Source organism: Paenibacillus amylolyticus (assembly GCF_050990605.1).
Lineage (GTDB): Bacteria > Bacillota > Bacilli > Paenibacillales > Paenibacillaceae > Paenibacillus > Paenibacillus amylolyticus_H.
On the sequence record NZ_CP158832.1, the window covers coordinates 4,873,513 to 4,894,314 of the forward strand.

Here is a 20,802-nt window from a genome sequence, read left to right on the forward strand (position 1 = left end):
AAAGCCCAGTCACTAGGACTGGGCTTCGGTTAAGCATGGAATCTGATGAGATCCCTGAGCTTGGCTTATTCTTCTGTAGCTTTTTCTTCTGCTGCCGGTTCAGCTTCCTCAGCAGAAGCCGTTGGCTCTTCCTCAGCCGCTTGTGGCGGCATGACGGAAGCGATGATCGACTCAGGTGATGTTACGAGTGTCAAACCTTTATCCAGTTTGATATCCGCAGCAGTCAAACGATCACCAATGTCCAACCCGCTGACATCCACTTCAATGGACGTTGGCAGATCCGCAGGCAGTCCTTCTACTTCCAGCTGTGTTTCCTGTGTCTGGAATACACCGCCAGCTTTCGAGCCGGCCGCTGTTCCCTGGAAGTCGATCGATACACTTACGCTGATCGGCTTGTTCTTTGAAATTTGCAGGAAGTCTACATGCACCAAACGTCCGTTACGCTCTTGCTGATCCTTGATCAGCACCGGAATCGTTTTACCGCCCTCAACATTCAGGTTGAACATTTCGGAACGGCCTGTGCGTGCCACTTTCAGCATTTCTTTTTCATCTACATGTATTGAAGCACCTTCAAGTCCCGGGCCGTAAACGACTGCGGGAACTCGTCCGCCTTGTCTTAACAGGCGCAGTGCTGCACCTTTCTTTTCTGTTCTTGGCGTTGCTGTAAGTTGAGCCATTTTTCCGTTGGATTTCATGATTGAACATCCTCCTTCAAGGGATCACTACATTATATTTGTTGGAAAGCGCTAAAGCTTCGCTTATAGACCATCATGGTCTTTTTTCCTTTGGCCGAATCGTGGGCCATATCTATATTTACCCCAATGATAGAGGATCTCAAACACGAAACAGGACAATTCTTTATTTTTTGGCAAGTTATGCGGCTTATAATCAGACCAGAAAAGCAGTCGGAATCTCTTCCAACTGCTGGCTTAACATGACGAACTACGTTCGAAGTCATAAATAAAGAACTATGCGCTATCACGATCTTCTGTTTTTTCGCTTTCGCGAATGATCTGCATCTCGTCTGACCCGCTACGGACAATAATGTGTACGTCCCCATCTTCAGGTACAATATCCACGTAACGGTCTCCGCACGTATCTTTGGCTTCCCATTCGTTCAATCGAATGATCAATCCCAGATGATGCAGGCCCGGAGCAACGCGGAAGCGGGCTTCAGCGGCATTTCCGACTCGTTCCAGCTGTACTGCTCCGTCCTCCATACCTGTGCCCCATACCCAGACATCCCAACCTTCATAATGCTGGTCTTCCCGTTCGTATCGAAGCGTGACGGTTCGCGAAATCTGTTTAAGAATCGTTACGCCAAGCGTTGCCCGGATTCCTCCAGCTTCAGCAATAATTTGGGTTACTCCAGGTGTCATCGCACGTACGATCCCTGCTGCACTCACCGCTGCAAGTTCTGGATGAGAAGAGCTCCAGCGTATATTCGAATCCTGAAGCGGCTGACCAAATTGGTCCAGAACCAAGGCACGGAAGCGACTGATTCGAGTCATGTACATGACTGGTTCGCCCACAATTTCGATTCGTTCCGCATGACGATAATCCACTTGTAACATACAGCTTCCTGTTATGTCCCCACAGTGGACTGTAATCGAAGCTTCCCCTCGTTCCAGTGCATGGATTGTTCCATCAGGCTGGATCTGAATAATATCCGGATCAGAAGAAGTCCAGGTAACCGGGGCTTTCTCTACCACATTGCCAATGCAGTCCCGTACGATCGCTCGCAGTTGAGTGGTCTCCTTCGGACTATATACTTGGCGAGGAAAACTAATCTCCACTGTTGATGGTTCAGCGCCTCCAGCATGCTCTGTGTCATACAGTACCATTAATGACCATCGTTCTACCTGAACAGTACCACGAACAGTCTCGATCAGGTCTGTGCCTGCCTGATGATCATTGACTACAACATGCCAGTCCCCTTCCCCCAGGTCGACATGCTGCTCATGTTCCGTTCCGTTATAGACGACCATAATTTGATTCCAGGTGTCCTGATTCGCACCATCATGAAGTATAAAGGCAACCACATTACCATCTGCCCGAATCACACGAAGGTGATTTCGTACCTGTTCAGCATCAATCATGCGAAAAGCAGGATGTGTGCGCCGTAAATGAATAAGACCACGATAGTAGTCGAACACCGGTCTGAACCGTGATTTGTTGGCCCATGTGATAGCGTTCACCGCATCCCCGCTCCGATAACTGTTATGATCGCCGGCTTTGGATCTGAGCATCTCATCCCCTGCATGCAGAAACGGAATTCCCTGAGAAGTAAGCAGAATGCCGGAAGACAGCAAAGAGCGACGAACCATCTCATGATTCAAAACATCATCTGCATCCACATACCGATAAGGATCTGCTGCTTTTACAGCGGACTCAGCACTCCCACCACCCACGGGCTGTCCGTCCTTCCATACGGGAAATCCTAATTCATGTCGAAGGTTCATGGTTGTCGCAATTTTATCCCACAGATTGAGATTGTCATGGGCCGTTACATAATTGACAACCTCCACAGGTGAAGAAGTGAAATCATCCACTGCTCCTGCCAATCCTCTGAGAATCTCATATTCTTGCCCTCCGGCACCCGTGACAAACCCTCTGCCACTGCCATCACTATCCCCTTTGATTGCACTGCGAAAGTGATCATTGAATACTGCAAACCCCTGACCTCGCTGGGTTCCTTTTAATGTTTTGCGGTCCAAAGGTGAATCTCCACCCGTCCAGGGTTCCCCATAGATCAGAAATGCCGGATCGATCTGTTCCTGCAATTCGCGTGTCAATTCATTCATTGTTTCCGTATCAATCAAGGCCATAAGGTCAAATCGAAATCCGTCCACATGATATTCTTCTGCCCAATAACGGAGAGAATCCAGAATATATTTTCGCACCATTGGACGTTCTGTCGCCAATTCATTGCCTACACCGGAACCATCACTGAGGGTGCCATCCTCCCGATAACGGTAATAATAGCCCGGTAGAATCCGTTCAAAAGGTCCTTCTTCCACGCTATACGTATGATTATAGACAACATCAAGTACAACACGAATGCCTTGTCTGTGCAGCGATTGTACGAGTGATTTGAGCTCCCGAATTCGAACTGCAGGATCACGAGGATCTGTCGCATACGAACCTTCGGGAACGTTATAATGCTGGGGATCATACCCCCAGTTGTATGGTGCTCTGACATTTGAACCCACCTCTGCTGTAGCGAGTTCATTCACCGTCTGATAATCCGCCACAGGCAGAAGATGTACATGAGTGACTCCCAGTTCGGCAAGATGGTCTACGCCAATACTATTGCCGGCTTGATCCGTCAGGCCGGATGCAGTAAATGCCAGATATTTTCCCTTATACGGAATATCTGCATGGGGATCCGAGGAGAAATCACGGACATGCAACTCATATAACACGGCATCAACAGGACGCAAAAAAGCAGGTTTGACATCCAGGTCCCAATCGACCGGGTTGGTGGTCTCCGGATCGATAATAGCCGTTCGTTGCCCATTAGCCGTTACCGCTCTGGCGTAAGGATCAACAACCACTTCAATCCGCTGATCATTATGAATGATGCGGTACATATAATAATATCCTGCCCAATCGCCTGAAAGCTTCAAAGTCCATATTCCGTCCGCATCATGTGTCAAGGAATGTTTCCGTCCACCCTTATGCTCTTGCACCTTACCATCCTCGTTGTACTGCCCTTCATCCTCAAAAATCAATATATCAACCTGTTGTGCCGCAGGTGCCCACAATTTAAAGGTACTTGCGACACGAGTATATGTTAAGCCAAGATCGTTGCCTTCGTAACGAAAAGAAGTCCATTCCGGCATCGTTCCCACCGCCTTTATATCCATTGTTTTCGTGTTGTCCCGATGTTACGGAGTGGGACGTTGTTTGTCAACCCGGGGTTGTCTGTACTCATCATATCGGTTCATTTTGTATATTCAATTAGCAATCGCTTTCAAAATATAGGATATGAAAACAAGCGCTATAGATTGACAGCATTTGTACCTGTCCCGACAAAAAAAGTTTGGAATATACAAGAATATCATGCAAAATGATCCTCATGTGAACAGAAAAATATACTCCATTTCACCCCAATCTAGGAACGTTATAATCACTTTCGAGCATGACGAAGTTTGATACGGTGAAGTTTATTTGGTAAGCTATCACGCTTTCAGCTAAACACAAAATCCCCTTCCAATTGGAAGGGGGGGATATTATTTTGAACCAACGGATGGGTTATATCTTGGACGTGTCCTTATGAGCACTTTCTGTAGCTGGAACACTTCATTTTTTGGCAAACATTGTAGTGATCAGGATTTCGAATACATCACCGTTATGGATAGTGCATTCACATGTACCTTACCGTCCTGTATGGTACGTATCGTATCCACGCCTGCTTGTCCTTTTTCTACAATCACATTCCATGTCCCTGTGGGAACAGAGATGTTACGGTTTTCTTTTGCCGCGTTATAGATGACGACTATGCGTTCCCATGGATCGCTGGCTGCTGTACCGTTCAGTTCATACGCTAGCAGCCCATTACCTTTTTCGATTAGACGAACATGCTTCTCGATCTCTTCCCGTGTGCGAAGCCGAAATACTGGATGTTCTCGCCGAAGACGGATCAGCCCACGATAATAGTCAAATACCGGCTTGAACAGCTTCTTCTGCTCCCAATGTATGGCATTAACTGCGTCCCCACTCTGGTGGCTGTTGGCATCTCCATATTTGCTGCGAAGCAGCTCATCTCCAGCCGCGATCAGGGGAACACCCTGGGAGGTTAGAACAATACCATTGGCAAGCAGACAACGCCTAACCGTCTCATTCTCCAGCACGTGTTCCGAATCAATTTGCAAGTAAGGCTTTGCCTTCTCTACAGCCTCTTCCACACTTTCGCAACCGCGAATACTTCCATCCTTGTCATAGGTGAGAAAATTCAAGGTATCATGTAGTCCTTGTGTGCGTGCGACTTTATCCCACAGGTTGAGATTGTCATGCACCGTTACATAGTTAATCGTCTCGGATGGACCATCCGTAAAATCCTGAATGGCTCCCCGGACGCCAGTCCACAATTCGTCTTCTTTCCCGTCCGCGCCCGTCGCAAATCCCGTGCCCATGCCATCACTGTCTCCCTTGATCACACCGCGGAAATTATCGTTAAACACAGCAAAACCCGCACCGCGCTGCGTTCCTTTTAGGGTCATCTCATCCCCAAGCGGCGAATCCAGTGCGCCCCATGGTTCACCATATAACAATATGGAAGGGGACACATCGGTGTGCAATTCCGCTGCAAGCTGTTTCATCGTAGTTGTGTCGATCAGGCCCATCAGATCAAAGCGAAAACCGTCCACATGGTACTCTTCTGCCCAGTAACGGACTGAGTCGATAATAAACTTGCGAACCATGGCGTGTTCAGTAGCCACCTCATTGCCTGTACCTGAACCATTGCTATAGGTCCCATCAGCATTTTGTCGATAGTAGTACCCGGGTACTAATTTTTCAAAAGAGCTGCCTCCCGTATCAAACGTATGATTATATACCACATCCATAATGACACCTATTCCCTTGTTATGAAGGGCACGCACCATGGATTTGAACTCACGGATTCGTGTCTCCGGATCATCCGCACGTGATGCATAGGAACCTTCCGGGACATTATAATGAAGCGGATCATATCCCCAGTTATAGTTGGAGCCATCCGTCGTATCCCCATCTACTCTGGATTCGTCCACCGTCGCAAAATCAAATACAGGAAGCAGATGCACATGGGTGATCCCGAGTTCAACCAAATGATCAATCCCTAGTGTGTTGCCCTCCGAATCATGCAGACCCGTCTCGGTAAAAGCCATGTATTTGCCTTTATTCGTTATACCCGATGAGGGGTGAATGGAAAAATCACGTACATGCAGTTCGTACAGGACTGCATCTACAGGACTGGTCAATTCCGGGCGAATATCCTCACTCCATCTCTTCGGATGTGTCTGCTCCAGTCTGACAATTACACCCATTTCTCCATTCATGGTCACTGCTCGTGCGTAAGGATCTACAGCAGGGGTTGAATGTCCATCTTCGAAAGTAGGCTTGTACATGTAACGGTAGTTACTCAAATCACCCTCCATTTCCAGAACCCAGATGCCTTGTTCTTTCTTCTGCATCGGCAACACCTGCTGTTTCTGTTGATTAGGCTCTTCCTCCGGGGTCCCCCCTGTCAAAGGTGGATACAGAAGCAGTTCCATCTGAACGGCTAGCGGTGACCAGACTTTGAAGCGACAGGTCTGTGCTTCTATTGTGACACCTAAATCTCTACCTTGGTATGTATCTTCTGAAATCAATAGTTCCTGCTTACCCTCTTCAATCATGTTTATTGTTCCCCTCTCATTGAGACAATTGATGAAATTGATGAATATGGATGGTACGAGTGCTCCTTACTCTTTATACCCGTTCTGCTGCCCAACCATAATCCAAATTAGACAAAAGAAGACAAACGTCATATAGATTCACATGACGCCTGCCTTCTTTATGGGTAAACGATCTCTCCCTAATGCGGTACCTGGGATTGGAAATCATTCCTGCTGGATTGATCCGCGTGGTACAAAACCACGTCCCCATCTTGCATTGGCCAGCTTTTTCCCAAGCCATCTACCGGGTTCTTATCAAACCCTTCCATTTGCCATTGATTCATCAACGGTGCATGAATATATTGCAGATGCGGTGAACTCGTATTGCCACTGCGCAAAGTTTCGATGTTGAAGTTAACCACAATGTAACCGTCCCTCAGAAATACCTTTGCCTTCTCATCCAACTGATTTTGTCTGGCGAGCAGTTCCAGATTGGTTCCTTTGGGAACAGCATATACGTCCGCTGGCAAGCTATATTCCCCATACCAGCGCTGAATCGCTGCATTCGCCCGATCCACATTAACACCAGATGGAATATCTGTTTTGGGGCCAATGAGCGTGCGGATCTGTGAAGGAAGAATCATCCAGTCATAACGACCTACCCACGTTTTATGATGAGAGGTCTGATCCACGAAACGAACCATATGTTCCGCCATTGTACCCTGATTGCGTTCCTCCTCCGACAGTTCATACGTATACTGGTAGCGCGCTGTATCACCTAACTCCGTACCGGGTACATTCCGCAACCGTGAGTTCAGGACAACAAAGCGTTTTTCCAAATCTTGTGCCGATCCGATACGAATGAGTCGTTCCTGTCCTCGATGGTAGTATAAATCCACTTCTTGCCGGGTGGTGCCATCTTTACTCACAAAAGAAAACGTCGGTGTAATTCGAATACCATCCTGTTTCCCAAACATATTGCCCTTGGTCTTCAAATCAAACTTGAAATGGTACCCCGTCTTCACTGCTACATTTCGGAAACCCTGTACCGGATGACTGCCGGGACGAATAGGCAGGACATAGGGAGCCACATTACCTCGGGGATCTCCGTCGATACTGTTTCCTCCGGTCCAGTAGCTCACACCCGTTGGTTCCGGGCTGCCTATCCGCTTGCGGAACACATTCTCCCAGTTGTAATCTGAAATATCCGTGATGTGAAAATCATACAATCGTCCGATAACCTCCACTGCAACGGTATCTGCTGCGACGTGATGGGTCAGATTTGTGTTGGCATCCTGTTGTTCTGTGAAACTAGCTGGTGCATTTTCGGCGATATTACGAAACTCAATCTGGTAATTCCCCTCATCTACCCATACGGGAAGATAAAAAGGGGTATCCAACTGATTTACCGGAATATCTATCCATGTCAGGGCCGGGATAAACTGGCTTCTGGCGCCGTTATAAACATCGAATGGGAAACGAACCTGTTTGATACGGAAATATTTTGCATAATCACGGTTTCCATAGCCCGGGTAACTCGCAGCCTCCAGGTGCTGTCCTGAAGTTGGGATTCGTACAATGAATGGACGCTCTAAGATAAGTGCAGCTCTGGTCGGATCAGGCGTAGTCTTCTGATTATGGGGCTGATCATCTGACACCCAGGCATAGTTCACAACTGGAGTATGTACTGTCACCGCGTTGATGCCCAGAATGGGGAACTTCTGATCCTGCCCTCCGTTAACATTGCCTGATAACAGTCCATACGTAATCTCACCCGTAGTCGGCTGGTTAGCTTTGTTCATTAATGCGTTCTTGATCGTCAGACGGTTCTGGTACAGAACAAGATCCCCAATCATGCCAGGCTGGGGGATCATTCCCGGTTGCGGAGCTGATTTATCCACTGGGGCAGGATCCATAATTGTCGCTCCATTAAAAGTTACCTTGTCGTTATTAACGGTGTTCTCTCTAACCATCGCTTCAGCTTCAGATTGGAACAATGACGTTTCATCTGGCGTAGACGGTTCAGTCGAACCACCCGGAACCCCTCTGATGCCAAGATCAATTTCTTGACATGGCGCAGGTTTCACATGATTGGTAACCGCAGTATCCATAGCCGATTGCAAAGTTGGTGGTGTATATGCATTTGGCATCAGGGTCACGGTTCCACCATAACCACCTAGCGCATAGTTAGATACCTTGGCCTCATTTAACTTGTATACCTCCAGGTTATCGATCTGCCAATAGCTATATGTCCTTGTTACTTGCATGGTTTTATCCCCAGGGACGTCAAGTTCTCTGGGCTCAGGAGGTGTTCCTGGATCCCCCTCACCAGTAGATGCCCTTCCCGGAATCGTCCAGGTTTTATGATAAACCCTTTTCACATTTACGTTGTAAGTCACCGTTCCTGTCATGTTTACCCAACGGTGCTGAAACAGATATTCCTTGGCCAAGACATTGGCGTAGAGATCTTCCGAAGTTGGAATACCACGGGTAACATCGAACTTCTCAGATCCCCGATCATCCGCCTTCAACACACCTCGAACAGATGGATCTATAACCGATGCTTCGATAACCGTGCCTCTACTAGGTGGGCTGATGGTCACTGAGCAAGCGTTCACAGGATCGCCCCCCGGATCACCATCATTCCCCCCTTCTCCATTATCCGTACAGTCCTTTACCTCAAGGACCTGAGTCCCTTGTTCATCCAGTTGCTGAGCTGAATCAAGAAAATGGGCTTTGATGGTAGTGCTACCCACGATCCCTTTTGTCGTGATTTTACCATCAGCACCAATCGTGGCTATAGTCGGATTCGAGCTCTGCCACGTCAATTTGGGATGAGCCGTCAGTTTATGAACAGAGCGATCCGGTTTGGTTAGAACTGCTTCTGCCTGTAGAGGTGTCGTATTGGCTTTACAAGCATTCGGCAGATTCACCACGAGTCCTGGCTCAGACGTGACTGTTATGGTCGCAGTATCCGAGATCAGATATGTACCATTGTTCCAGATCGCACGCACAGTGACCGTGCCTGGACTTTCGGCTTTTAACATCCCTGTTTTCAACTCTAAACTCGCAATTGTCTCGTCAGAAGAAAACCATTTGATCTCTGCTTCTCTTCGGGATACGTCGATGCCCTCACCAAAGGCTGTCGCACCATAGCCCTTCGTCTTCACCTTGGCTTCCATCTGCTGAGTTTGACCTAGGGTAAGAGTTTTATCTGGAGTTACATCGATTTCTTTCTCTTCTTCCAAATCACCTTCCCAGATAATATCCATAGGCGTGAAATAAGAGACATTATGCTTAATGCAACCAGCAGTTGTTCTTCCACCATTGGTAAATGGATCATTCTGAGTCCATTCATGATTTCCACCAGTTAATGTCCTGATTCCAACAACTGTGCTTGGAGGTGTAATAACTGTTCTTCCCACGCCCGTGTACGATTCTTGTTCAGGTGGGGTTTGATATTCTACACTTTTAATTTTTACTTCCTTAAAACTAGAGGATGTTAATGTATTGCCGTTATATTCAGGCCAAGAAACCGCTGGCCACCGTGAAAAGTCAACACTATCCGGTACCTCTTTTAAAGCAGGATAAGGAGTTGTACAACTTCCTGCATTATTGGAATATGTGGGACCATCACTGTGATCCGCTCTAAATCTTCCATCATCAACCTGGTACCAATATACGCCTGGTGTACCCACTGTTTTCTCAGCTTGAATAGATTTAAGAACAGGACTTTTCATAGATTTTGGACCGTACTGATCGTTAGAAGCGTAAACAAAATCATTTATAGATAGCCCAATCACGTAAGAACTTATAAGGAATAATATAAGCAATGTTCTGGACCAAATGAATACGGACAGCCGCATTCGTTTTTTCATAGAATTGCTATCACCTCACTACTGGTACATATTTTGTATTTTCATTTCTCCTACATCTTCAGCTTTAACATGATACGATCCATTTTTGTAATCCAAAGTTGACCTTGTCCAAAATCTAACCTTTTTACCTTTTATGATGAGTTCTTTAGGGCTATTTGGAATAGTTTTGAATCCGTTCTTATCAGCAAATCCTAAATCTAGACGTCTAAAACTTAGTAATCCGTTACTTAAACCACTACTGTAGGTAATCAAATCTGACTTATCTGTATTTGATATAAAAGATAAATCAGCAAATGTTAAATAATAGTCGCCACTCGAGATATTAGATTCCACAAAAAGTTTATTATATACTCCCTGAGGTTTACCATTTTGAACCTTCACCACAATAAACCTATGAAGTGTAAGCACTCCTGATTTGTTAGAAAGTTTTATATCTCCTTTTGATATATCACTTACTTTGACAGAGTTTTTAGTATAAAAATAATTACTAATCGTCGTTAAATTCGTACCCGTCGTGCCAACCTCTCTCATTTCATTCAGGTCACTATACTTCCCGGCATCCGTGCCCTCCACGTCCATATAACGCAGCAAAATGGCCGATACTTCTGCACGTGTGGTGGAATCCGCGGGTTTTAATGTGCCATCCTGGAATCCACCAACAATGCCTGTCCCACGAACAAGGGCAAGATACGGAATCTGCTCCGCACGAATGGTGCCGCGGTTCACTTCCGGTGTAGGAAGTAGCGTATTGGTCGTATCGTTAAAAGCATCCTGGAAGCTGGCTCCGGACTTGATCAGTCCATTGGCAATCCATTTCATCATCTCGTAACGCGTTAGCTCCGCATTCGGATTGAACCCTTTGGCGTAATCGCCAGCATTAATGAATCCTTGTCCGACAAGCTGGCTAACCGCCGCTTCAGACCAATGTCCCTTTAGATCAGCAAAGGGACTCTGTCCTTCTACCTTCTCCAGTCCAGTCGCGCGGGCGAGAATTGTCGCATATTCCCCACGCGTGATTTTGCCATTGGGACGAAACGTTCCATCCTGGTAACCAGAGATCAAGTTTTTTTCATACGCTTTAGCAATTGTTGCTTGAGCCCAGTGGCCCTTGATATCCTTGAACTTGCTAAGAGCAGTATCACTTGTTCCCGATGCAGCATTCGCTGTTGACGTCAAATGTACGGAGCCAATCGGTAATAGTGTTGCTGCCAATACAGCTGTCGTTACCAACCCGACGATCCAAACATTCCGTTTTTTCTTCTTCTCGTGACTTTCAATTCGTTTCTTCAATCTACTCACGCTCCTATGTACCTTAGTATGGGGATGCTTTACTTGGTCAACCTAGTCACTTCTCTTCATAACCAAAACCTAAATTTGCCATAATAATCAATATTCTACCATGTTGTACTAGGCTATTGGTATTATTTTTCGTCTATCCCCATCACTTCAAGGCGTGCAACACTCCTTCCATAGACCCACTTCATTCGCTTAAAACACAAAAAAGGCCATGAATCCGCAGATTCATAGCCTTATGCTTTAAGGGTGTGGTCTTTCGTATGATATTGGAAAAATAAACTCACTCATAGAATAAACCATATCATTCCATTTGATCAACCTTTTTTTATCTCACCCAGCTTTATTTTCCGTTCAATTCCTTATAGGATGCTTCCAATTCCGCGATCAGTTGATCACCACCGGCTTTTCTCCAGTTTGCGATTTCCTGCTCCCAACCAGCATCATCAATTTTACCCATAATGTATTTGGTCTGCGCATCCCAGATCATCTGATCCAGCTCCTGACCACGCTCGGTATAGATCGCCGAAGACAAAGTAAGTGCCGGATTGGCAATGGCGTACTGCTCATTTTCACGCGCCATCTTGGTACCTTTCATACCAATGGGAACATCGACCAGTTCAGGAACGTTATAACCTTCAATACTTAACAGATTATCCCGATATGGCTTCACTTCACGCTGATAAGCGTCAAAATCTTTGAGTTCGGTTTTCCCATCCGCAGTCTTGGTGTAGTGCACATCGAGCAATCCACGAAGCTGCAACGTGCTCAATTCCTCATCCATCAACTGATCCAGGAACGTAAGGACCTTCTTCAGTTGCTCCTCATCCGTAACGGATGCCTTCGGGATGACCAGCATTCCGTAGTTTCCTGGCTCCCCGGCGATACGAATACCATCGGGTCCCTGGAACGGAGCTACATCAATCTCTCCATCCGGAGCATTTGGCGTAAGCCGTTGCTGAGAAGATTTTCCGTTCTGAGCCACACCATTCAGCTTCATGCCAACCAGGCCCGAATCCATTTTTTTGTCCGCATCAGAAGGGTCCAGGGCAGGGAAATCACTATTAATCAATCCCTCGCTGAACAGTCGCTTGAAGAGTTTCATCGTATCCACATATTCCGGGGTCAGGAACTCCGGGGTCAGTTTCCCCGCATCATCCACTCCCCATTTGTTGACACCGCCAATACTCACAGCGATCCGCGTCAGTGGGGAGGAGACGCCCTCATTATATTTTTTGAATAACAATGCACCGTACGTATCTTCCTTACCATTCCCGTCAGGGTCATCCTTACGAATAGAGCGCATCACTTCATACCAGTCATCCAGCGTTTTGGGGATATCCAGCTTCAATGTATCGAACCAGTCCTTGCGATATACGATCGCAGTCCGTCCAATATCGCGAAAGTTTGGAATACCGTAAACCTTGCCTTCAATTTTGATATTGTTAAAATAAGCCTCCGATTGGGCAGACAGGTTTTTATAATCCTTCAAATATGGCCCCAGTTCCCAGAACAATCCCGTTTTGGCGGCATTAAACGTTGTCGGTACATAATTCACCCGCATAATGGTCGGCATCTCGCCTGAAGCAACCATAACGTTCACTTTATCATCAAAAGCAGACTGCGGAATCCACTGTACATTAACATCCGTATTGGTATATTCCTCAATCTTCTTTTCAATCCCGTTCTCCTTGGCCGGTATATCTCCTACCTGCATTAAAGAGATGGAAATGGGAAGTTTACCTTCCCCTGCAGCAGGTGCTTTTTCTCCCCCGCAACCTGCAAGCAATCCAGCGGACATTGCACCAATTACAACGATTCCGCCTAAACGGGACATTGGACCTTTTGGACTCATGAACCATCTCTCCTTTTGGATAAGGTTATGTACACAGACCACTCCGATGACAGAACAACCTTCAGATCGCTGTTATCCCCAGATTTTTTGATTCCCTTCTAAACAAAGGGGAAAATCCGGAGATAAAGGCGAACGCTTCGCTTCCTCAGATTATTTCTGTCCTCTCCGTTCTCATGTACATGTTATTTGGACTTGTAAAGTTCAATCTCCACCCCTGCCAAAATGAACGGAGCGACCGACTTCGGATCATTGATCCGAATGGATTCAGTCACATAATACTCGTATGACCCGTCACGATACGGGCTTCCTCCAAGACCTGCTCCGCCATTACACTGCGTCAAGGACAGCACACCTTCACGGTCCGTTTGCAGCAAATGCTGCAGCAGACCCTGATACCCTTTTTCCGCAACCGCTTTGAACTTGCCACTCAGATATCCTTTACGTACACCTTTGGCCAATGCATAAACAAACATCGAGGTCCCGGAGGCCTCCAGATAGTTCCGCTCACGTCCCGGCTGATCCAGCAAATGTGGCCATAGTCCGGTCTGTTGATCCTGCACATGCACAAGTGCGTTTGCCACCCGTTCAAAGATGCCCACAATCTGCCCTCGCTGCGGATGATCTATCGGCAGGTGATCCAATGTATCCACAACCGCCATCACATACCAGCCCATCGCCCGACTCCAGACATGTGGTGAACATCCCGTCTCTCCCGAACTCCAGCGCTGTTCTTTGCTCTCATCCCAGGCATGATACAAGAGACCACTACGCGGATCACGTGTGCGCTGCTCCACCAGCAAGAGCTGCAGAGCCGCCTTGTCAAACCACTTCTCTTCACCCGTCACTGCGCCATACTGGGTCAGATACGGAGTGGCCATGTACAATCCATCCAGCCACATCTGGAAAGGGTAAATCTTTTTGTGCCAGAACCCGCCTTCACTCGTATGTGGCTGTCCCTTAAGCTGAGTCATAAGCAACTCCGCAGCTTTGCGATACTTCTCTTCTCCCGTTTTCTCATGCAACAGGAACAGTGATTTTCCCTGATTGATCTGATCCAGATTATATTCCTCGATCGTATAGGAGCGAATGGAGCCATCTTCCTGAACGAAATGATCCATCAACTCACGGATGTAGTCAAAATACTTTTGCTCCCCAGTATGCGTGTACAGCTCCTCCAGTGCTTTCAGAAAGCAACCATTCTCATAATGCCAAGTGGAGTACAGCTCATGGTTGCGATAACTTTCCATGAATTGCTGTGCCATGCGCACCGATGTCAATTGCAGTGTTTCCTTCATGATCAAGCCTCCGCTTCCGGCTCTTTATTGAGCCTGTTTTTTATAATCTTCGGCATATTCCTCACGAATCTTGTTTCCGCCCGCATTGCCCCAATTCTCGATTTCCTTTTCCCAGCCACTTTGATCGATCTTGCCCATAATGTATTTGGTTTGCGCATCTGCAATCATCTGATCCAGGTCTGCCCCGCGGTCACCATACGTTGGAGAATATAACGTCAGCGCAGGATTTGGCACAGCGTGCTCCGCCAGTTCCTTGGCAAGTGCCGTACCTTTTTCACCCAGTTCCGTATCCTTCAATTTCGGTACGTTATATCCTTCGACATAAGGCAGGTTGTCACGGTAAGGTTTCACTTCACGCTGGAATGCATCGAAGTCACTCATCTCCACCTGATCTTCGCCCACTTTGGTGTAATGTTTGTCTTCCATACCACGCATCAACAGGGTCGCCATCTCAGGGTCCATCAGTTTATCCAGGAAGGAGAGCAGGTTCTTGAGTTCTTCTTCCGATTTCACCGTCGATTTGGGGAATGCCAGAATTCCCGAGTTACCCGTCTGTCCTGCAACACGATCTCCGTTCGGTCCAAGCAAACCAGCGATGTCTACCACACCATCCGGATTGTTTTTGGACAGACGCTCCTGCTGACTTTTTCCGTTCTGCGCGACACCAACACGGATACCCACAACACCGGAATCATACTTTTTCTCCGCTTCCGTCGAGTCAAATACGGCAAAGTCCTGGTTCAGCAGTTTCTCATCGTACAAACGTTTCAGCAGATCCAGCACCTGCATATATTCCGGTGTCATGAATTCCGGCGTGAAGCTGCCATCATCCTCGACCTTCCACTTGTTAGGAGCACCAAAACTTACGCCAAGTCGCGTCGTGAAGGAATATTGGTCCTCATTGTATTTTTTGAAAAGCATCAGTCCAAACGTATTATCCTGACCGTCTCCATCCGGATCGGAGGTGGCCAGTGTTTTAATCGTTTCATACCATTCATCCGGTGTCGTTGGCACCTTCAGATTCAGCTTCTCGAACCAGTCCTTGCGATAGATCACCGTAGCCCGCGCAATATCCGAGAAAACAGGAACCCCGTAGATCTTGCCCTCTACCTTGATGTTGTCAAAAAAACGCTCGTTCTGTGCCGAGAGATTTTTGTAGTCTTTCAGCAATGGCCCCACTTCCCAGAACACGTCATTACGCATCGCGCTGGTCACCGTTGGGTTATATTGCACTTTCACAATTTTTGGCATATCACTTGAAGCGATCATCACGTTAATTTTGTCATTATAGGCCGAAGCCGGAATCCACTGGATATCCAGCTTGGTGTTGGTATACTCTTCAATCTTTTGCTGAACTTCATTGCCTTTGCTTGGCACATCACCCACTTGCGCAATAGCTATGGACACATTTTGTACGCCGCCCTCGGCAGCCTGACCCTCGTCTGATCCGCATCCTGCCAGCAAACCTGTCACCAGTGCCAGTGTGCTCAAGACAGCTATGGCTTTCTTTTTTGTTGCTTTCATCACATGAAAACCTCCCTTTTTTATGCAGTCATATTGAATTGACTTTGAACCCTGTCACGACTCAACCTTTCACCGAACCCAGCATCACTCCTTTGGCAAAGTGCTTTTGCAGGAATGGATACACCAGCATAATCGGGATTGTGGAGAATACAATAACTGCCATACGAATGGTAAGCGGCTGGATCTCGGTTTCTTCAATACTCGTGTCTCCGATCCGGCTCTGTGCCAGAATGACAATCTCACGCAGCCAGACTTGGACAGGCCACTTCTCACTATCGTTGATATAGATCACAGCGCTGAAGAAACTGTTCCAGTGGGCCACCGCGTAAAAGAGTGAAAATGTCGCCATCGCTGGCATGGACAAAGGCAGAACAATCCGGAACAATACGCCGACATCGTTACATCCATCAATTTTGGCTGCATCCTCCAGTTCATCGGGAATGGCCTGGAAGAAGTTTTTGAGTACGATCAAGTTAAATGCACTAATAGCGGTAGGCAGCATCAGCGACCATAACGTATCCGTCAGGTGCAAGGATTTCACGACAAAATAGGTTGGAATCATCCCGCCACTGAAGAGCATTGTGAACAATACACCCAGCAAAATGGGCTGGCGTCCACGCAAATATCTTCTGGAGAGCGGATATGCCATAAGTGACGTAAACAGCAGGTTAATAAAGGTACCAATCACCGTAATATAGACCGATACACCCAGACTGCGAATCAAGGTATCTGTAGAGAAAATGTAACGGTACGCAGCCAGAGAGAACTCTTTTGGAAAAAGAATGAATCCTCCCTTAGCCACTTCATGCGGACTGGTAAATGAGACAGCCAAAATATAAATAAACGGGATGACCGTCACAATTCCAATCAACAGCAGCAAGCCGTGATTCACAAAATCAAAGATACGGTTGCCCCACGTTTTATCCTGTTGCATCAATGTTCACTCCTGTCTGGTGAAGAACGTCTGCACCCAAAGATTAGTAGACGCCTTCCTCCCCGAATTTTTTGGCCAGCGTATTGGCACCAAGGACAAGCGCCAGTCCGACAACCGATTTGAACAACCCGACAGCAGCACTATAACTGTACTGTGCCTGTGTAAGCCCCTTCGTGTACACGTAGGTATCAAATACCTCGCCCACATCCCGGTTTGTCGGAGTCAGCATCAGGAAGATCTGTTCAAAGCCCGTATCCAGGAAATTGCCCAGACGCAGAATGAGCAAAATGACGATTGTACTGCGAATGGCCGGCAGCGTAATATGCCAGGTTTGGCGCCAACGATTGGCACCATCAATCCGTGCAGCTTCATAGAGCTGTGTATCAACACCGGAAAGTGCTGCCAGGAAGATAATTGTGCCCCAACCAACTTCTTTCCAGATGGATTGTCCAACAATCATGGTTCGGAACCAACCGGGTTCAAGCAGGAACGCCACTTTTTGTCCAGTCAGGTTATAGAGCAATTCGTTAATCGCACCACCCTCGGTTGTAAACAGCATGTAGAACACACCGACAACAACAACCCAGGAAACAAAGTGTGGAACATAAACAAGCGTTTGTACAAATCGTTTGAAGCGTTCACGGCGAACCTCATTCATCATGAGTGCCAGTACAATCGGCAGTGGGAAAAAGAACACAATGTTATAAATGGCAAGCAAAAACGTATTTCGAAACAATGTCCAGAATTGCGGTTCTCCGAAGAAACGCTGGAAATGTTTGAACCCTACCCAGTCACTCCCCAAGATGCCCTTATACGGCGTGTAATCCTGAAAAGCCATCGTGATGCCATACATGGGTATGTATTTGAAAATAACAAAGTAAAGCACACCCGGTATTAACATGATATACAGCCACCGGTTTTTGATAATGTCCCTCCACAGCAGGTTTTTGTCACTGCGGGTAGCGGGCCGTGTTCGAGCCGCCGTTTCGGCTTTCATATTGTCTTCCTCCCCACATTGGAAACGATTACAAAATATCACTTCCTGAATTCATGTCTTCATTGTGGAGGATAAACGAATGACTGGCTATCATCTCGTTTTAGCCTTTTGTTTTTCCTTATGTAGCAAGGTTTTAGCTCATTTCCCTCGTAGAATCTAACAACGCAATGAACTGCTTTCAACCTCGATATTCCTGTCTTAACTCCATGGCAGAAGCGGTCTTCTTCATTCATCCGAACAAGAAAAAGCCTGTCTGCCATGGCGGGCAGAGCAGGCTTGTTTTATCGCTGCTGCTCCCGGTATTTGCCGGGGGTCGTTCCTGTGATTTTGCGAAATGTACGGATAAATGCGGTTGGATTGGTGTAGTTTAATTTCTCGGCAATCTCCGATATTTTAAGATTCGTCGTTTGCAGCCATGTTTTAGCTTTTTCCATACGGTACTCTGCGAGATATTCCGTAAAATTAACTCCCGCTTCCTTCTTGAATACCCGACTCAAGTAGACAGGATGAAAATTAAGCTCTGCGGCACAGGCTTCCAGCGACAATTCACGATCATACCGTTCATCGATCAAGCGAATCATGCGCCTTGCAATATTCATGTATTGGGATTCTTCCTGTTCTCGCCAGAAACGGATGACGGGCAGGAACAGCCGCTTGCGGAACCAATTGGTCATTTCGTCCAATGTGGACAACTTCAGCAAATGTGACATCGATGCTTTTTCACCCAGCACTTCGGCTACATCCCCACCTTGCTCCTGCACAAGCTGATATACACGAGACAATAACTGAACCATAATGACGGGGTATTCACTGAAATGAAGTTTCTTGTCGGCAAGCAGTCCCAAATATTGCGTAAAATAGGCGTCCGTCTTCTCCTCATCTCCTTGCTTGAGCGCAGAAGCGAGCTGATCCTCAATCATGCGTAACTGGGTATACAACGCAGCCTCCATCTGACCACGCGGCTGTATATCCTCGTAATGCAAAATAATACGGCTGCCCAGACTCACCCGGCCTTGAAGAGCCTCGCGGCTCTCCTGCACCGCTCTTGGCGTATCACCAATACAAGTGTAAGAACGACTGATGCCGATACTTACGGGCAGATTCAGATAGGTCACGACACGTTCGCGAATCCAGTCTGCCTGGGTATGCATCCATTCCTTCAGCTTCACCTCATCTGTCAGTTCGGAAGCAAGTACGGTGACCTGAGCATCATCCAACATAACGGGGGTGAACCGAACTGCTGAAGGAAGGAGCTCACCTACCATATTGTTGACAGCAAACAGCAGCAGATCCCGATCCTGTTCCTCATATCGGGTCCCTTCCAAGGTATCGATCTGGAGCATGAGTACACCAAGACTCGCCCACCCTGTCGGGAAATCGTACAATTCTCCCTGATATCTGAAATCTTCTTCCGAGATTTTGCCTGTTAACAGTTTGGTCATAAAAAACTCCTGAAGGTGCACATGCTGCCCCTTCATCTGCTCCCGCATTGTTTTCTCCGAACTGAACAAGGTTGACAATTGCTCCTCAATATAGATAAATTCATCCTGACGGCGTCCTGACGGAGCAACCGGGGAATTCAGCCCCTTCGTAAATTGCAGCAGTCTGGAGATCGGTGAATACATCCGCCGACTTCCGTATATGGCGACCAGTCCCGTTACACATAACATGACCAACGTAGCGACACCGGTAACCAATGCAATTTTCTGTGACTGGGCCGTGATCTGCCCAAGGGATACAACGGATACGTATAACCAGCCATTAAGTGGAGATTGCCTATAGCTAACCGCCACTTGGTTACCTTCCACCTCCGAGCTGAAGAAACCCTCTGGCTGGCCTGTCGTTTGCACCATTTCATGAATTTCCTTATTCAGTGCGTCATATTTCCCGCCTTGCTGCATATCGTTCAGAAAATATTTCTGCTCCCGATCCAGAACGTACATATCTCCAGAATTCGTATTTCGGCTCAAAAACGTACTCAGTTCCGTATCGGCGATATCAATTACAAGAAATCCCTTTGGTTTCACATTGGTTGGCACCATCGGGATTTTGAATACCATACTGACCACATTATCCGATGATATAAGGGTAGGTGCCTGTTCCGGTGTTAATTCACCCATACCTGCCGACACAGGTACGCTTTCTTTGGCTGAAATGGCATTCTGAGTGACCCAGAACAGGCTGTTGGTGTAAGTCAGATACGAGCCAATCCGGTCTCGAATGCTGAAATCATCCAATTTGCCAAAAGAACGCATCGAAACAACCCAATCCTCATCCAGATTAACCAGATAGGCTTGGTCAATGTTCGTAACCGCTTGCAAGTTGTTAAAACCGGAGGTCAGATCACGAATCTCCTGAAATTCGCTGCTGTCCAACGGTTTCTTCATCGCTTGTAGTACCAGAGGCGAATTGACATACTGGATGGATGATAATTGCAGGCTGCGCAGAACTTGTTCTACCCGCATCTGGGTCTGATGCAATATCTGAAGATTGCTTTCACGCACTTTCTGCTCAATGTCACGTGATGCTATCGTATACGAGACCGAACCAATAACAATGACCGGAAGGGCTCCGAGGATCAGGGTAAAGCAGAGCAAACGCAGTAAATACTTCGGCAAGAAGAGCATCCTCCTTTTTACGTATGTTTATTAAATTAAATCGCTTTCA

At 47.0% G+C, this 20,802-nt stretch carries 11 protein-coding genes; all 11 read right to left on the reverse strand.

What is annotated here, in order from left to right; all coding sequences use genetic code 11:
- Positions 1-65: 65 nt before the first annotated feature.
- Entirely contained in the window at positions 66-695 is a 630-nt protein-coding gene (locus ABTV53_RS21475; protein ID WP_433746270.1) for a 50S ribosomal protein L25, read from the reverse strand.
- A 273-nt stretch (positions 696-968) separates the two neighbouring features.
- Positions 969-3,845, reverse strand: a complete 2,877-nt coding sequence (pulA, locus tag ABTV53_RS21480; RefSeq protein ID WP_433746273.1) for a type I pullulanase — start codon at positions 3,843-3,845, stop codon at positions 969-971.
- Positions 3,846-4,331: 486 nt separating this feature from the next.
- Entirely contained in the window at positions 4,332-6,380 is a 2,049-nt protein-coding gene (gene pulA / locus ABTV53_RS21485; protein ID WP_433746275.1) for a type I pullulanase, read from the reverse strand.
- A 179-nt stretch (positions 6,381-6,559) separates the two neighbouring features.
- Positions 6,560-10,237 carry a DUF5704 domain-containing protein gene (locus tag ABTV53_RS21490; RefSeq protein ID WP_433746277.1) on the reverse strand — a complete coding sequence of 1,226 codons (3,678 nt, stop codon included), beginning with the start codon at positions 10,235-10,237 and terminating at the stop codon, positions 6,560-6,562.
- An 18-nt stretch (positions 10,238-10,255) separates the two neighbouring features.
- Entirely contained in the window at positions 10,256-11,527 is a 1,272-nt protein-coding gene (locus ABTV53_RS21495) for an S-layer homology domain-containing protein (protein ID WP_433746280.1), read from the reverse strand.
- A 346-nt stretch (positions 11,528-11,873) separates the two neighbouring features.
- Complete coding sequence (locus ABTV53_RS21500; RefSeq protein ID WP_433746283.1) at positions 11,874-13,385, reverse strand: extracellular solute-binding protein; 1,512 nt, start codon at positions 13,383-13,385, stop codon at positions 11,874-11,876.
- 182 nt (positions 13,386-13,567) lie between these two features.
- Positions 13,568-14,680 (reverse strand): glycoside hydrolase family 88/105 protein, encoded by a 1,113-nt coding sequence (locus ABTV53_RS21505; protein WP_433746286.1) that lies wholly within the window; start codon positions 14,678-14,680, stop codon positions 13,568-13,570.
- Between the two features lie 24 nt (positions 14,681-14,704).
- Positions 14,705-16,204: an extracellular solute-binding protein gene (locus ABTV53_RS21510; protein WP_433746292.1), complete on the reverse strand. Its 1,500-nt coding sequence runs from the start codon at positions 16,202-16,204 to the stop codon at positions 14,705-14,707.
- Positions 16,205-16,265: 61 nt separating this feature from the next.
- A complete protein-coding gene (locus tag ABTV53_RS21515; protein WP_133385864.1) occupies positions 16,266-17,138 on the reverse strand; it encodes a carbohydrate ABC transporter permease in 873 nt (290 codons plus the stop codon).
- A 43-nt stretch (positions 17,139-17,181) separates the two neighbouring features.
- Positions 17,182-18,135, reverse strand: a complete 954-nt coding sequence (locus tag ABTV53_RS21520) for an ABC transporter permease (RefSeq protein ID WP_017686861.1) — start codon at positions 18,133-18,135, stop codon at positions 17,182-17,184.
- A gap of 281 nt (positions 18,136-18,416) precedes the next feature.
- Complete coding sequence (locus tag ABTV53_RS21525) at positions 18,417-20,753, reverse strand: AraC family transcriptional regulator (RefSeq protein ID WP_433746295.1); 2,337 nt, start codon at positions 20,751-20,753, stop codon at positions 18,417-18,419.
- Between the last annotated feature and the right edge of the window lie 49 nt (positions 20,754-20,802).